The 15,137-nt window shown below is 58.5% G+C and carries 14 protein-coding genes and 1 tRNA gene; 12 read left to right on the top strand and 3 right to left on the bottom strand.

The window, feature by feature from the left end; translation table 11 throughout:
• The first annotated feature begins 180 nt into the window (after positions 1-180).
• From FEM03_RS07935 to FEM03_RS07880, 12 genes are all read left to right on the top strand, one after another.
• Positions 181-1,395: a hypothetical protein gene (locus FEM03_RS07935; RefSeq protein WP_206170919.1), complete on the top strand. Its 1,215-nt coding sequence runs from the start codon at positions 181-183 to the stop codon at positions 1,393-1,395.
• 61 nt (positions 1,396-1,456) lie between these two features.
• Positions 1,457-1,527 (top strand) — tRNA-Gly (locus tag FEM03_RS07930).
• 85 nt (positions 1,528-1,612) lie between these two features.
• A complete protein-coding gene (locus tag FEM03_RS07925) occupies positions 1,613-2,116 on the top strand; it encodes a Fur family transcriptional regulator (RefSeq protein ID WP_240772703.1) in 504 nt (167 codons plus the stop codon).
• A gap of 244 nt (positions 2,117-2,360) precedes the next feature.
• Positions 2,361-3,728 carry an argininosuccinate lyase gene (gene argH / locus FEM03_RS07920; protein ID WP_138085661.1) on the top strand — a complete coding sequence of 456 codons (1,368 nt, stop codon included), beginning with the start codon at positions 2,361-2,363 and terminating at the stop codon, positions 3,726-3,728.
• Between the two features lie 74 nt (positions 3,729-3,802).
• Positions 3,803-5,410: an NUDIX domain-containing protein gene (locus FEM03_RS07915; RefSeq protein ID WP_138085660.1), complete on the top strand. Its 1,608-nt coding sequence runs from the start codon at positions 3,803-3,805 to the stop codon at positions 5,408-5,410.
• Positions 5,411-5,439: 29 nt separating this feature from the next.
• Positions 5,440-6,606 carry a twin-arginine translocase subunit TatC gene (tatC, locus tag FEM03_RS07910; RefSeq protein WP_138085659.1) on the top strand — a complete coding sequence of 389 codons (1,167 nt, stop codon included), beginning with the start codon at positions 5,440-5,442 and terminating at the stop codon, positions 6,604-6,606.
• Positions 6,607-6,638: 32 nt separating this feature from the next.
• On the top strand, positions 6,639-7,049 hold the full coding sequence (locus FEM03_RS07905; protein ID WP_138085658.1) for an OsmC family protein: 411 nt from the start codon (positions 6,639-6,641) through the stop codon (positions 7,047-7,049).
• Positions 7,050-7,137: 88 nt separating this feature from the next.
• Positions 7,138-7,647, top strand: coding sequence for a DUF2721 domain-containing protein (locus FEM03_RS07900; protein WP_166442716.1), 510 nt, complete (start codon positions 7,138-7,140; stop codon positions 7,645-7,647).
• A 121-nt stretch (positions 7,648-7,768) separates the two neighbouring features.
• Complete coding sequence (locus FEM03_RS07895; RefSeq protein ID WP_138085656.1) at positions 7,769-8,191, top strand: ATP-binding protein; 423 nt, start codon at positions 7,769-7,771, stop codon at positions 8,189-8,191.
• Positions 8,192-8,247: 56 nt separating this feature from the next.
• Positions 8,248-8,604, top strand: coding sequence for an STAS domain-containing protein (locus FEM03_RS07890; protein ID WP_138085655.1), 357 nt, complete (start codon positions 8,248-8,250; stop codon positions 8,602-8,604).
• Positions 8,605-8,619: 15 nt separating this feature from the next.
• Positions 8,620-10,566: a SpoIIE family protein phosphatase gene (locus FEM03_RS07885; RefSeq protein WP_138085654.1), complete on the top strand. Its 1,947-nt coding sequence runs from the start codon at positions 8,620-8,622 to the stop codon at positions 10,564-10,566.
• Positions 10,567-10,753: 187 nt separating this feature from the next.
• Positions 10,754-11,659 carry a M23 family metallopeptidase gene (locus tag FEM03_RS07880; RefSeq protein ID WP_166442715.1) on the top strand — a complete coding sequence of 302 codons (906 nt, stop codon included), beginning with the start codon at positions 10,754-10,756 and terminating at the stop codon, positions 11,657-11,659.
• Between the two features lie 124 nt (positions 11,660-11,783).
• Here FEM03_RS07880 and FEM03_RS24720 read toward each other — a convergent pair whose 3' ends face one another.
• The 3 genes from FEM03_RS24720 to FEM03_RS07870 all read right to left on the bottom strand — a co-directional run bounded on the left by FEM03_RS24720 (position 11,784) and on the right by FEM03_RS07870 (position 15,124).
• Positions 11,784-12,101 carry a hypothetical protein gene (locus tag FEM03_RS24720; protein WP_206170918.1) on the bottom strand — a complete coding sequence of 106 codons (318 nt, stop codon included), beginning with the start codon at positions 12,099-12,101 and terminating at the stop codon, positions 11,784-11,786.
• A 42-nt stretch (positions 12,102-12,143) separates the two neighbouring features.
• Positions 12,144-12,854, bottom strand: coding sequence for a peptidoglycan recognition protein family protein (locus FEM03_RS07875; protein WP_240772702.1), 711 nt, complete (start codon positions 12,852-12,854; stop codon positions 12,144-12,146).
• 95 nt (positions 12,855-12,949) lie between these two features.
• Positions 12,950-15,124: an HAD family hydrolase gene (locus tag FEM03_RS07870; protein WP_166442714.1), complete on the bottom strand. Its 2,175-nt coding sequence runs from the start codon at positions 15,122-15,124 to the stop codon at positions 12,950-12,952.
• Positions 15,125-15,137 lie beyond the last annotated feature (13 nt).

The following is a 15,137-nucleotide window of genomic DNA, read 5'->3' as shown; positions in this document are numbered from 1 at the left end:
CAAAATAATTGCCTAATCTCACCTAATCATAACGCTTGCCAACCCCATCCGGCAAGCGCCACGATATTTTCCCACACCTTCATGGAGACAAGAGAACCCAACTTTTCGCAGAATCCCCCTACCGAACCACTCGCACGGGAAATCCAACCCACCCCTGTTGTCGCCGTTGGAAAACAGACTGTGCCACGCCGCAAACCCCTGCTCGCGGACGATGACGATGTCCCCGTTCTCTCCCCTTCTTCTTCAGCGTCCGCAGCTCCTGCACCGGCCCCGACCAGCTACATCGTCAAGACCAACCGCCCCACCAATCAGCGTCGCGGCGGCTCGATCCTGAAACTTCTCGGACTCATTCTGCTCTGCAACCTCCTCATCATCGGAGCCTTCGGAGCCTGGTATTACAACACCATCAACGATCAAATCGATCAACGCCTTTCCGGCCACCCCGTCCCCGTTCGTCCCAACAACCCGAATCCGCCATCCACCAGTCCGGCCCCAGCAACCAGCGTCGCTGCCAATACTGACTCCAATCTCGCCGAGAAATTCGCCGACCTGCAGGCCCAGCTGCAGGCCACCCAAAAACGCCTCGCCGAAACCGAACAAGCCACCAAAGCCCTCGCCAACCGAACTCAGCAGGCCCCCACGGTCCCTCCTCCGCCCGCCGTTGCCGTCGCCCCGGCGCTCACTCCCGCCACCCCGCTCACCGACGACTTCCTCCTGCTCAAGGAACGCAACCGCCTCACCGCCTACGCCGACGAAGCCATCGCCACCGCCAACCGCGCCCCTTACGAACAACTGTGGAAGTCCATGGACGATCCACGCCTCGCCACCCTCGTCCACGCCACACGCGCCGAAATCCTTCGCGTGCAGAACTACTACCTCAGCGGTTCACGCCTCGACCGATTCGACATTCCTGTCGGCGACTACTACCCTGACGCCGCCGCCCTTCGCGACACCCAGCTTAGCGACGAACAGCTCATCCGCCTCTTAGGCAACCCCGAACACCCCTGGCAGGTCCGCCTCAAAGCCGCCAACCTCCTCGGCCTGCGCCGCTCCACCACCGTTGGCGATGCCCTCACCAAAGCCATCAAATCCGATCCCAACCTCGACGTCGTCAAGGAGGCCACCTTCAGTTTCGAGCAGCTCACCGGCTATCGCGCCCAGCTTTTCGAAATCGACACCCTCGAGTCCTGGTGGAAACAATACACCGAATCCCCGCCACCCAACGCCCCGCCACTGACCCCTGAAAAACCGGCCAAAACAGCCGAGAAGTCGGCCGACAAAACCAAGGAGAAGGCGAAAGAAAAACCGCCGACACCCGAGAAAAAATCCTCCGCACCTTCCGACACCGAAATGCCGGAACTGAAACTCCCCGAGGAACTTCCGACCGACTCCTGATTCTGATCCCAGACCGGCATTGACAATCAGGACAAAATCGCCACAATCCCCCAACCTTTTCGCGGGCGTAGTTCAATGGTAGAACACGAGCTTCCCAAGCTTGATACGTGAGTTCGATTCTCATCGCCCGCTCTCCCACGCGATCAGCCAAAGCGTGAAGAATTCTCCCACGAATGTCAGTTGACCACCGACCCTTTGTTTGGAATGATTCTAAAGTATGATGACCGAGACCGTCCGCAAGCAGCTTGATCAATTTCTGACCAACAAGGGGCTTCGCCGCACCAAGCAGCGTGACGTCATCGTGGAAGCCGCTTTCGGCACCACCGAACACTTCAACGCCGAAGAACTGCATGACATGGTGCGCAAGATCGACCGCAGTGTCTCCCGCGCCACCGTCTACCGAACCCTCGGTCTGCTCGTCGAATGCAAACTTCTTCACGAAGTCGACCTCGGCCGCGACCAGACCTACTACGATCCCAATTTCCTCGACAAACCCGAGCACAATCACCTCATCTGCCAGGACTGTGACCGTGTGGTTGAGTTCGAAGACGACCACATCACCCTCCTTGAGGACTGCATCACCAAACGCCTTGGCTTCACCCCCTCCGGCAAAAGCATCCGCATCACCGCCAACTGCGACGAACTCGCCCGCACCGGTCAATGCACCCGCACCGGTGGCTGCGGTCACGGTCACGACCACGAACACGTGGTGACCCACTAACCCAGTAGTGACACAGGCTTGCAGCCTGTGGGTGGGACAGGCATTTTGCCTGTCTCTAGCGTCTCGACGCTCAACCTCACGCTCAGCCCCCATCCTGTCCGTCAAACATCCCCAGCCGTAACACGGACTTCCAGTCGGTGCGTCCGACGGACATCCTGTCCGTCATCCTCTAAAATCCCAATCACAACAACGCAACCAAGAACCCGTTGCCCATTTGCCAATCCCGGCTAATCGTCCCCTCCCCATGTGGAAAGGCCGATTTCAACAACCGACCAGCGCGCTCGTGCAGCGTTATGGTGAATCCGTATCATTCGACTGGCGACTCTACGCCCACGACATCCGTGGCTCCATCGCCCACGCCAAAGGACTCGAAAAGATCGGCATCCTGACCACCGACGAACGTCAGTCCATCGAAGACGGCCTGCTCGGCATCAAAGCCGACATCGACGCCGGCAGCTTCACATGGAGCATCGAACTCGAAGACGTCCACATGAACATCGAGTCCGAGCTCACCAAACGCATCGGACCCGCCGGAGCCAAGCTCCACACCGCGCGCAGCCGCAACGACCAGGTCGCCACCGACATCCGGCTCTACACCCGCGACGCCATCGACCAGATCTCCCACCTCACCCGCGACCTCCAACGCGCCCTCGTCGAATGCGCCACCCGCGGCCAGGACGCCATCATGCCCGGCTACACCCACCTCCAGCGTGGGCAGCCCGTCTACTTCGCCCACCACCTCCTCGCTTATGTGGAAATGCTCGATCGCGACGCCTCCCGCCTCGCCGACACCCGCAAACGCCTCAACGTCCTCCCCCTCGGCTCCGGCGCTCTCGCCGGCAGCACCATCATCATCGACCGCGAATTCGTCGCCCAACAGCTCGACTTCGACAGCGTCACCCAAAACTCCATGGACGCCGTCAGCGACCGCGATTTCGCCGCTGAACTGCTCTTCGACATCGCCCTCCTCGGCGTCCACCTCAGCCGCCTCAGCGAAGACATCATCCTCTGGGCCTCTGCCGAATTCGGCTTTATTGCCCTTGCCGACGCCCACACCACCGGCAGCTCCCTGATGCCGCAGAAAAAGAACCCTGATGTCGCCGAACTCACCCGTGGCAAATCCGCCCGTCTCATTGGCAACCTTACCGCTCTGCTCACGCTCTTGAAAGGTCTCCCCATGACCTACAACCGCGACATGCAGGAGGACAAGGAACCCCTCTTTGACTCCCTCGACACCATCAATCTCGCCCTCGAAGTCTTCGCCGAAATGGTCAGCGGCATGGACGTCAACCGCGAAAAAACCGCCGCCGCCGCCAGCGACCCCCTCCTCCTTGCCACTGACCTCGCCGACTACCTCGTGACCCATGGTGTCCCCTTCCGTCAGGCGCACGAAGTCATCGGCAAGCTCGTGCATCACTGCCTTGAAGTCGGCACCACCTTCCACGACCTCACCGTCGCCGATTACCAACAATTCAGCCCCGCCTTCGAATCCGACGTCACCACCGTCTTGCAAATGGACGTCGCCCTCGCCGCCCGTCAAGGCATCGGCGCCCCCTCCCCCAAAAACGTCGCCTCCCGCCTCGCCCAATGGCGTGAAACCCTCAGTGTGTGACACAGGCTTGCAGCCTGTGGGTGAGACAGGCATTCTGCCTGTCCCGCCAGCCGCCAAACCGACCTTCCACCTCAATGCCCCCTCCAGCTCCACAGCCTCAAGGCAACACCTCCCCAAGTTCAGACACCACCCACCACCTTTTCGTCCCCTACACCCCCCAAGTCCCTCTCGCCACCCCCACCCGCAACCTCCCCCACTGGCAACACCCTGACGCCACCTACTTCGTTACCTTTCGCCTGGCCGACTCCCTTCCCGCCCACCTTCTTGCCCAATGGCAGCAAGAGCGCAAAAATTGGCTCTCCCATCACCCGGAACCTTGGACTGGCCAAACCATTGCCGAATACCAAACCCGCTTCCATGAAACCCGTGAAACTTGGCTCGACCAAGGACATGGCTCCTGCACTCTGCGCGATCCCTCCCTTTCGAACATTGTCGCCTCCGCACTGCAGCATTTTCACGAAGATCGCTATCTCCTCGATCAGTTCGTTATCATGCCGAACCATGCTCACCTGATTCTAAAGCCTCTTCCCGGCCAGTCCCTCTCCAAAATTTTGCAGTCCATCAAATGGTTCACCGCCCGCGAAATCAATCGCGCCCTCAACCGCTCCGGTCCTTTTTGGATGGACGAAAGCTACGACCACATCATCCGCGACTGGAACGAGCTCAATCGTTTCCGTCAATACATTCAACAGAATCCCGAGAAAGCTAGGCTGAATCCAAGTGCCTACAATTTGGGAACCCAGCAAACTCTCCTACAAGCCGTTGATTCCGACCTCTGTGACACAGGCTTGCAGCCTGTGGGTGAGCCGGGCATTCTGCCCGACGCTGGCCCGAACGCCTCCACACCCCCATTCCCTCCCCAAGCTCCCCACCCGGCAGGCAGCATGCCTGCCCCACCCACAGGCTCAAAGCCTGTGTCACCACCACCCTGTGCCCCCAAAATTTGTGACACAGGCTTGCAGCCTGTGGGTGAGCCGGGCATTCTGCCCGGCACGAATGTCTCCACGACCGCACCCCCGCCCCATACTCCCCGCCCGGCAGGCAGCATGCCTGCCCCACCCACAGGCTCAAAGCCTGTGTCACAGGTGCCCACCTTCCCCCTTTGCCACATCGGAGACCACGGCAGTTGGAAAAAACTCCCCGGCGAAATGGTCTACAATGGTCGCTACGTGCAGATCGAAGAATGCCCTTTCCTCACCCCCGCACGCCCCACCACCCCCGTCGACTGGACCGTTGCCCATCGCAAATCCGCCATTGCCGTGGCCCCCATCACCGAGGACGGACACTTCATCCTCATCCATCAGGAACGCCTTCCCGTCATGCGCTCGCTGTGGGAATTTCCTGCCGGGCAAATCGACGAGGCCGAAACCCACGAAGCCATCCTGCACACCCTGCATCGCGAACTCGATGAAGAAAGCGGCTGCGAACTCCTCCCCGGTGGCACCATCACCCCTCTCGGCTGGTTCTTTGGCTCGCAGGGATTCACTCAAGAACACGTCTACCTCTTCACCGCCCACCCGGTTCATCAGGTCCGCGAACCCCAGCCCGTCGGCGACGAACACATTGGTGAAGTCCGACTCGTCACCCCGGCCGAATTGCGCGAAATGGTCGCGACCGGTGAAATTCAGGATGCCCTTACGCTCGCATTGTTTGCAAGAATGGCCGCACGAGGCATCATCTAGTCCGCGTATTCTCTCTACAGCACCTCATCATGTTTAACTGGTTATTTACGAAAGTCGTCAAACTCCGCGAAAAAGTCGCCGTGGATCTCGGTCAAACCGACCAGGAAAAACCCTTTCTCGATCACCTCGACGACCTGCGCAAAATGATCGTGCGGATGGCAGTCACGCTTCTGGTAGCCGCCATCGTCGCCTTCACTTACGCCGATAAACTTCTCGCGATCATCCGGCAGCCCCTGGTCATGGCCGGCCTGGAACAAAAAGTCAGCATCGTTTCCCTCAAAATCACCGGCGGTTTCATGACCGCCATGAACATTTCCCTCGTTGCCGCCGTCATCATTTCCTTCCCGCTGTTGCTCTATTTTCTCCTCCAATTTGTGCTTCCCGGTATGCACAACACCGAGAAAAAGGTGCTTTTTCCTGCCATTGGCGTGGGTGCCGGACTGTTCGCTCTCGGCGTCGTATTTGCCTACTACGTGGTCGCGCCGCGGGCCATTCTGTTTTTCTACGAATTTGGTGTCGCTTTCATCTATTCAGGCGATCCGACCACAGAAGGAGCCCCTCCGCCCATCTACCCGTGGGAACTGGTCGAATACGTCAAATTCGTCTGTCAGTTTGTCATCATCTTCGGCATTTGCTTCGAGCTCCCGGTGGTCGTCATGGCCTTGGTGAAACTGGACATCCTTAATTACAAGGTCATGAAGACCTCCCGTAGTTGGGCCGCCGTTATCATCTGCGTGGTTTCTGCCGTCATCACCCCCACTCAGGACGCCATGACCCTCGCCCTGCTGGCGGTCCCGATGTATATTCTTTACGAGATCTGTATCTGGCTTGCCTGGGGCATGGAAAAACGCGATCGCAAACTCTACCCTGAGTTTTACAAAGACCGCGACGAAGACGAAAAAGCGCTCGAAGTCACCGAAGATTGGGACAACGACGAATACAATCCCTGGTCCGGCAGCGACAACAGCGATGACGATGACGACGACCACGGTGACTCAGGCTCCTCGACCAAACCGAAGTCTCCCTCGCCATCCTCCTCACCTTCACCCGCCACGGAACCACCTCCAGCTCCAACTCCCGATGAAGGACCGGCCCCAACTTCCTCCGAACCACTCGCGCCCGAAACACCCCCATCGGACGACGCCGCCAACGATCCCTATTCGCAAGACAACGTCGAAAAACGCAACCTGGACTAACCACTCCTCTCAACACCCATTCTTTTCTCACCATGGTAAAAATCGAAGCCACCTATGAAGGCGACCTCCGTTGTCGCGCCATTCACGGTCCCAGCGGCACCGAACTCATCACCGACGCCCCCACCGACAACATGGGCAAAGGCGAGTCCTTCTCCCCCACCGACCTTGTCGCCACCGCCCTGGCCACCTGCATTGCCACCACCATGGGCATCGTCGCCAAGCGCAAGGAAATCGCCCTGCCCAACATGCGCATTCATGTTGAAAAACACATGACCACCGAAGCCCCCCGCCGCATTGCCAGCCTGCCGGTGAAAATCTGGATTCCCCTCCCCGCCGACTACGCCGAGCGCCCCCTCCTTGAAGCCGCCGCCACCGGCTGCCCCGTCCACCGCAGCCTTCATCCCGACGTGCAAAAGCCCATCGAGTTCATCTGGGGCGAATAAAATAAAAAAGTAGAAGGCTCGTCCCGAGCCTTTCATTTCATGCCTGCATCAAGGTCCGGGACGGACCTTCCACCTTTTCCAACAAGCCTTGATCACCGAAATCACCGGCAACCCCTTCGCCCTGCTCTCCCTGATTGCAGCGCCTGCCGTGCTGACCAACGCTGCATCCCTCCTGGCCCTCAGCACCAGCAACCGCTTCCTGCGCGCCGGTGAACGACTCCGCGCCGTCATCGCCAAAGTCGAGAAAGCCGAAACCAAGGACGACAAAAAGTTCTGGCTGCGGCACATGGACCGAATCGAAAAACAGGCCAGCCTCCTCCTTGGCGCTCTGCGTGCCATCTACGTTTCGCTCGGTTCTTTTGTGCTCACCAGTCTCGTCTCCATCTTCGGAGCCGCCCTCGCCTCCCAGCAATTCCATCCCTGGGACAACTTCATGATGGCTCTCGCCCTTTCCATCGGCTTCGTCGGAGCCATTGCCATCGTGCAAGGTTGCCTCAGCCTTTTCCGCGCCACCCGGCTCTCGTTGATCAACATTCACGAAGAAGCCGACCTCATCCGCCAGCGCGAAACCGCCTGTTTCACGGACAACGTCGACTGACGATCGGCAAAACATCATCCTGCCCGACAGCCTGATCGACTTTTGCCTTCTATCCACCCAAACTAGTTTGTGACACGTTGACGCTTTGTGCTATTCTCTCCACAACGACAAAAGCAACCACATGCGCACCGGCAGCCTCAGCACGAAGCTCGATGTGAATCTGTATGAGACCGAACGTCTCAACCAGATGGTGCGCCAGTTCGGCAAATGGCATCAAATGCCCGATGATGCCGTTTTTAAGATCAGCCTTTCAATCGACGAACTGGTCACCAACATCGTCATGCACGGTGGCCGCAAAGAACCCCGCGCCCACGAAATTGTTCTCCGCCTCACCATCAGCAATCGCGAAGTTCACGCTGAAATTGAAGACGATGGCCGCGCTTTTAATCCCCTTGATGCCCCCACGCCAGACATCAGCGCCTCGCTTTTCGAACGCAACGCCGGTGGCATGGGCATTCATCTCGCCCGCACCCTGATGGACGCCATTCACTACAGCCGCATCGGTCAGCGCAACATTCTCACTCTCACCAAACGCGTCGCCTGACATTTAGTCAGCCAGATTTCAGTCAGCCTCAGCTTCAGCTTCAGCCAAGTTCATCCATGCAACTCCCCATCCATCAAGAAGGAAACATCACCGTCGCTTCTCTGACTGGACAAATCGACAGCGTCAGCGCGGTTGATTTGGAGCGCGACATCATGCTTCTTCTCGACCAGAACACCAAGAGCCTGCTTCTCGATTGTAGTGAGCTTGACTACATCAACAGCGCCGGCCTGCGCGTTTTCCTGCTTGCCGCCAAACGCCTTGAACAAAGCGCCGGCTCCCTGGCTTTCTGCTCGCTTGATTCCAATGTCCTCATGGTGTTTGAAACCATCGGTTTTGACCGCATCCTCACCATCTACCCCGACAAATCAGCCGCCCTCGCGGGCATGAATTCCGCTACGGCAAAGGCAGCCTAGCCTGACCCCAGTTCTGTGCCCAACGCCGACCGCAAACTCCTTCAAGGATCTCTCAGCACCCGACTGGTGCTCACCATCGGCGTTCCTGCGGCCATCTTCCTCGCCGGGGTGATTGCCTGGGTCGGCCTTCGCGATTACCGCCACGCCCTCGAACAGACCCGCCGTCAAGCCGTTGACCTCGCCACGCTCGAAGCCTCCCGACTCAACGGCGTCCTTGGTCAGGCCGCGCGCATTCCAGAAATGCATGCCGCCGTTCTCGAATCCGGCGCTCTCAAGACTCTCTCCGACATCCAGGGCCACCTAACCAACACCCTCAACCGGCACAGTGGTCTCCTCTACGGCACCTGCCTTGCCTTTGAACCTAACGAGTTCTTTCCCGACCAAACCCACTTCGCCCCCTACGCCTACTGGAAGGGCAGCGCCACCCAGTTCGTCGTCCTCCAGCCCCCCGACTATGATCATTTTAAATGGGATTGGTATAACATTCCGAAGTCCACCGGCAAGGCCCAATGGACCGAACCCTACTACGATGAAGGCGGCGGCAATGTCCTCATGACCACCCGCTCCGTGCCGATGTTTCGCACGGAAGCGAACGAACGCCGCTTCTGGGGCGTCGCCACCATCGACATCGCCCTCGACTCCCTCATCTCCAGCCTCGCCGCCATCAAGGTGGCCGACACGGGCTACGCCTTTCTCATCAGTCCCAACGGCCGTTACCTTTCCTTTCCTGACCGCAATCAGGTCTTTCACGCCAATTTGCAGGACAAAAACCCGCATCTCGCCAAAGAAATCATGCCGAAAGACACGGGCTTCATCCGTCATGCCGATCCCCTTCGACAGCAAGACTCCTGGATCGCCTTCAGCACGGTTCAAAACGGCGGCTTCACCCTCGCTCTCGTCTATCCCCGCGATGAAGTGATCAAACCTGCGCTCCGCTCCCTGCTGGAACTCGCTGCCATCGCCCTTCTCGGCATCGTCGGCCTTTTCCTCGCCCTCATTTTCATCTCCCACACCGTCACCCGTCCCATCCGCAACCTGGCCGAGGCCGCCGGAAAAATTGCCGATGGTGATCTCGACTACCCGCTCGACAAACGCGTTGCCATCCGCGAAGTGCGCGACCTCGCCCTCGCCTTCGGCAAAATGACCCGCGATTTGCGCACCCGCATGGCCCAGCTTCAGGAGACCAGCGCTTCCAAAGCACGAATTACCGGCGAACTCAATGCCGCCCGCCGCATCCAGACCAGCATGCTTCCCGGCAAATGGTCCACCCACACCGCCTGGCCGCATCATGCCGACATCGCCCTCGACGCTGTGATGCAGCCGGCACGCGAAATTGGCGGCGATTTCTACGATCACCGTTTTCTCGACGAACGTCGCCTCTCCATCCTCATCGGCGACGTCTCCGGCAAGGGCGTGCCTGCCGCCCTGTTCATGGCCATGACCCAAACCCTCTTCAAAGGTTACGCCGGTCCGCAAACCACCCCGGTCGACATCATGCGCCACGTCAACGACGCCCTCTGCAACGAAACCCACACCGGCATGTTTGTCACCTTGGTCTATGCCGTTCTCGACGTGCAAAGCGGCGAACTCGAGCTCTGCAACGCCGGTCACGCCTCTCCCCTTCTCGTGAAACCCGAAGGCGAAATCCTCCCCCTCCTCAGCGAACGTCATCCTGCCCTCGGGCTGATGCGCAAACACCTTTTCACCAGCTCCCGATTCCAAATGAAGCCCGGTGAAAAAGTCATCTTCTACACCGACGGCGTCACCGAAGCCTTCAACTCCGACCAGGAACTCTTCGGCCAGCAACGCCTTGAATCGCTCCTCCTGCAGAAAGCCCAGGACCCGGTTGAAGACCTCACCCAAAGCATCATGGAGGCCGTCCGCATGCACACCGGCGACGAAGAAACCTCCGACGACATCACCGTGCTCGCCATCAAAATGAGCACCCGTCCGCCTCGTTAATCCTTGGTCCTGAGGCGGCAACCGAAACTTGCCAGTGGCAAATTTCCCAACCATCGCTAGACTGATGTCCCTAATTCGCAAAAAGTCCCCCTCCCGCCCCCTCACTTTCTTTCTCACCAGTCGCCCACGAATGCCTTCCCCACATCCTGCGAGCACTCATCCGCTACTTTCCCTGCGAGGGATCGCCTTGTTCATTTTATTTGCACTTTCCACGCTTGCCACCCCTCTGCACGCCGTGGACACCGTCCGCTGCCAACTGGCTGACGGCTTCGATTTCCCCGTCGGCAAACCTGACGCTGCCGGTTACTACAAAGCCCGCGGATTCTGGCCCAACGGTCACCTCGGTGAAGACTGGAATGGCACCGGCGGTGGCGATTCCGACCTCGGCGACCCCATCTACAACATTGGCCACGGCGTCGTGGTGCTCAGCGAAGACGTGAAAGTCGGTTGGGGCAACGTCATCATCATCCGCCACGCCTACCGCGAACCCAATGGCAAAATCGAGATCATCGACGCCCTGCACGGCCACCTTCTCGAACGCAAAGTTAAAGTCGGCGACATCGTCGAGCGCGGCCAGCTCATCGGCACCATGGGTGGCAACAACGGCATGTATCCCGTTCACCTCCACTTTGAGATCCGCAAAAATCTCACCATCGGCATGAACCGCTCCAAGTTCGCCCGCGACTACTCCAACTATCACAGCCCCACCCCCTTCATCAACGCCCGGCGTCAACTCGCCAGCGACTTCAAACGCTACGAAATCCCCGTCAACACCTTCGCGGCCTACGGCGGAGAACTCAGCGACAGCCAGAGCGGCTTCAACATCCCCTCTCCCAACCTTCCCAATGCGCCCGGCGTGCGTCGCACCTCACGCGGCCTCAGCATCCCCGTCACCGGCGGCACCGGCTATTCTCCCAACTCCAACGCCGCCCCCGGCACATCAAACAATCTATCCCGACCAGGAACCACCGGCAGCAACACCGGCATTGCCCCACCCCCTTCCAACGCCACGGGCAGCCAGGAAGATTTCTGGTCCCGGCTCAAGTCCAAGCTCAGCAAAGGTGAAGTCACTCCGGGTGCTGATGCCAAATAGCCATTAATATGGCTAATTTTATTGAATAAACCGGAAACTGACCCGGTCAAAACAGAGGAACCAAGGTTGTCTCGACTGCGTGATCCCCACGTCACCATCGTTGCAGAAACCTGCTTAACAAACCCTAACCTCTGATACTATGAAAGCATTGATCACCCTTCTTATCGCCGCCGCGATGTTCGCCGTTGCACCAACATCCGCCGAAGCGCGCGATCACAAACACAAACACAGCCATTCGAAATACCACAAACATGATCGTCATCATGGTCATAGCCACTACCGTCATCACCGGCATCATGATCACCGTCACTATCGTTCGCACCACCGGTCCTATCATCGCCCCTATTACCACCATCCCCGGCGTGTGATTCAGATCTACATCCCCGGTGTCGGCTACGTTCGCACCTACCGTTAATCGAGTTTGATCGGATTTTTGATTCATCGCGCGCTGGCAACCCCAGCGCGTTTTTTGTTGCTCTCAAGGTCAAATCCTAGGCACCGGACCCGGCACCAGCCGCTCATAATGCGCCTTTACCCTGCTGAGAAACCAACGCCACTTCGGACCTGGACGACCGTTATCCAACAAAAAATGCGGGCAGTTTTTGTTCGGCGGATTCAATCCCCTGCGCGGCCAGTGATAGTGACCCACCACATTGCTCAACGGAATTTGGTGCTCATACATCAAAAACGCCGTTAATTTCGCCGTCTTGTCGATGGTCAACGCCAGATCATTGCCACGATGCTCACACATCTCAATGCCGATGCTGTAGTTGTTTCCTGGCCCGTCAAAGTCCGCATGTTCACCCTGCTCGTTGGTCGGTATATGCTGGATCGCCACATTGCTTTGCGTGGTGAAATGCCAGGTCAAATATCCGATTCGATTCCCGCCCCGGCGTTTCGTCGCCCGCAGCGCCCCGCGTTTCAAAGCCAGCGCATGATTGTAAGCATCGCCGGTGTAGTTCTGCGTGCTGTGAATGGTAATGTAACGAGGTCTCATCGGGCGAAACACGCGCCGACCCACCGTGCCCTTGCGGATCATGTCCTGCTTCAAATTCACCTCGCGCAGCATTCCCACCGGCGTGGTCTTGCGCTCCACCGGAACCGGACCCAGTCGCGATTCCCAACTGAAAGCGCGGGTCCCTGCCGCTGGGGTGCCGCAACCGATCAAGACCAGCAACACGGCCAGGGAAAACAAAGGGAGCAAGATCCGCAAGTGGCGCATGGCCCATTGTTTAACGCATCCGAATCAATTTACAACTCCAACCAAAAAGTTGATCACGTATTTCTCCGTCAGGGCAGCAACTCTTCTACCGATACCGTTTCATGATCCGAAGACAACGTGTCATCCGGCCCCGGCGGCTTCTTCCCTTCGAGAAATCCATACGCCTCAATCCCTTCAAACAAACCTGCCAACCCGGTTTGTTCACTGTATCGAAGCCGCACCCGCTCCGTTAATATCTCCAACTGCGGATCACTATTTCCCGCCACCACTGCGAGCATCCTTCCGCGCATCACTGCGGCATCACTTCCCAACGTGGCAAAATACAAAATGCTCGACGCATCCATCCCCCATTTGTGCATCAAATAGCGCAACGCCACATCCTTGCCCGAGCGCACCGGCACCACATCCAGATAGCGCCCCGCCGTCACCAGCACCTTCGCCGCGATCCCCGCCTCACGCAGCTTCCTCTGCACCTCCAACCGGCGCGGTCCCGACCGATCATCCCGATAAAACGACACCTTCAAGGCATCCTGTTCCGCCTCGGGTTGCAATTCCAGACCGTGCAGCCCCTCCAACACCTTCACCACTTCTTCCCGGCGCCAGTTCACGGAAATCTGCCTCTGCCAAACCTCATCCCTCGCCACCGCCCCCGGACGCGGATAATCAATCCGCGCGCCCAATCTCGAAACCACAAATGACGGTAACGGCATCCCCAGCCTTTCGATCATTCCCATCGCCCGCTCATACGACATCCCCGTCGCAATCCCCAATTCGATCGTCCCATCCTCAAACACGCCTCTCAACCGTCCCATCATCTCCTCTGACTCCCCTTCCAAAGCCGACGGCAAATCCATCACAATCCACCGCTCACATTCCGCCAGTCCCACGCGCTCCACCACTGGCACCACGGGCAGGTTCATCATCGGCAAAACCTTCCTCATCTCGCGCAGGTAACGGTTCACATGGCTCGACCATCCATAAAACTCCCGCACCGCCTTCGCCCCTTGTGCAGCCAATGCCGCCTGATGGGTTGGCTCGCTTAAAATCCCCTCAATCGCCTTGCCAATCGCCACCGGGTCAAAAGGATCAACCAAAACGCCGTTTTCACAATTCGCCAAAATATCCCGCGGACCGCCATCATGCGTCGCCACCAACGGCAACCCCGCCGCCGAGGCCTCCAGCAAGGTCAACCCAAACGGTTCGGTAAACGCCGGATTCACAAACACCCCGCCCCGCTCAGCCGCCCACCGGAAAAAGCCCGCCACTTCGGCTGCCCCATGCGTTTTCGGAATCGCCACATTGCCGCGCAAATCGCAGTCATCGATCAACCTCAACAGCTCCATCCACACCTTGCGCGGTCCCGGTGCCAGATCCTCGATCAATTTCCGATTCCCCCCCACAATCACCAAATTCGCATTCTCCCTCAGCCACTCATTTCCTCCAAAAGCCCGCACCAAACCCGCCAAATTTTTCCGTTCATCTGCCCGCGCAATCGCCAGCACCGCCGGTTTCTGCGGATCCAACAAAAACCTCTCGAGCTTCGCCGCTACTGACGCGACCACCTCCGCATCTCCTTCTCCGTCAAAACGCGACAGATCCACCCCCGGCGGAATCACCCGCATGCGGTCGGCGGCATACTGATCATACATCGCATACTGCTCCTCGATCTCCTGATGCGTGCTGGTCACCACAAACGAAGCCGCATCGAGACTCATCTCCTCCGACTCAATCCGCACATTCAAATTGTAGCGCTTCTCAATCTCCGCCCCATCCATCCCGCTCTCCATCAGCTTCATCCGCTTCACCCGTCCCAACGAATGTCCCGTAAAAACAAACGGACACCCCAGCACTGCCGCCACCTGCCTGCCCACGTAACCTGCATCCCCATAATGCGCATGAATCAAATCCGGCATCCGGCGCTCCCGACGCAACCACGCCAAAGTGTTGTCGATCATCGCATCCAGATGCCGCCAAAGCACCTCCTTGCGCCGGTAAAGCTTCGGCCCTCCATCAATGCGCCGGATCTCCGCCCCATGCCCCAGATCCTCATGCGGTTTTGCATAGTCCGTCGACACCTTTGGATCTGACACCCTCCTCGTCACCAAGGTCACCCGCCTCACATCCGGATGTCGCGACAAAGCCTTCACCAGCTCCAGCACATACAAACACTGGCCGCCCGTGTCCGGATCACGCCCCAACTCCATCTCCTGACCACGGATCAATCCGTGCAAAGAGAAGTGCAAAATATCAAGTGGT

The organism is Phragmitibacter flavus (assembly GCF_005780165.1).
Lineage (GTDB): Bacteria > Verrucomicrobiota > Verrucomicrobiia > Verrucomicrobiales > Verrucomicrobiaceae > Phragmitibacter > Phragmitibacter flavus.
Note: the sequence above shows the minus strand (reverse complement) of the source record. Positions and strands in the feature narration are given on the sequence as shown.

What these genes read in the sequence shown, in the direction of transcription:
- FEM03_RS07925 (WP_240772703.1), top strand. Translation starts at nt 1,613, where the DNA reads ATGATGACCGAGACCGTCCGCAAGCAGCTTGATCAATTTCTGACCAAC.
- argH (WP_138085661.1), top strand. Translation starts at nt 2,361, where the DNA reads ATGTGGAAAGGCCGATTTCAACAACCGACCAGCGCGCTCGTGCAGCGT.
- FEM03_RS07915 (WP_138085660.1), top strand. Translation starts at nt 3,803, where the DNA reads ATGCCCCCTCCAGCTCCACAGCCTCAAGGCAACACCTCCCCAAGTTCA.
- tatC (WP_138085659.1), top strand. Translation starts at nt 5,440, where the DNA reads ATGTTTAACTGGTTATTTACGAAAGTCGTCAAACTCCGCGAAAAAGTC.
- FEM03_RS07905 (WP_138085658.1), top strand. Translation starts at nt 6,639, where the DNA reads ATGGTAAAAATCGAAGCCACCTATGAAGGCGACCTCCGTTGTCGCGCC.
- FEM03_RS07895 (WP_138085656.1), top strand. Translation starts at nt 7,769, where the DNA reads ATGCGCACCGGCAGCCTCAGCACGAAGCTCGATGTGAATCTGTATGAG.
- FEM03_RS07890 (WP_138085655.1), top strand. Translation starts at nt 8,248, where the DNA reads ATGCAACTCCCCATCCATCAAGAAGGAAACATCACCGTCGCTTCTCTG.
- FEM03_RS24720 (WP_206170918.1), bottom strand. Translation starts at nt 12,101, where the DNA reads ATGAATCAAAAATCCGATCAAACTCGATTAACGGTAGGTGCGAACGTA.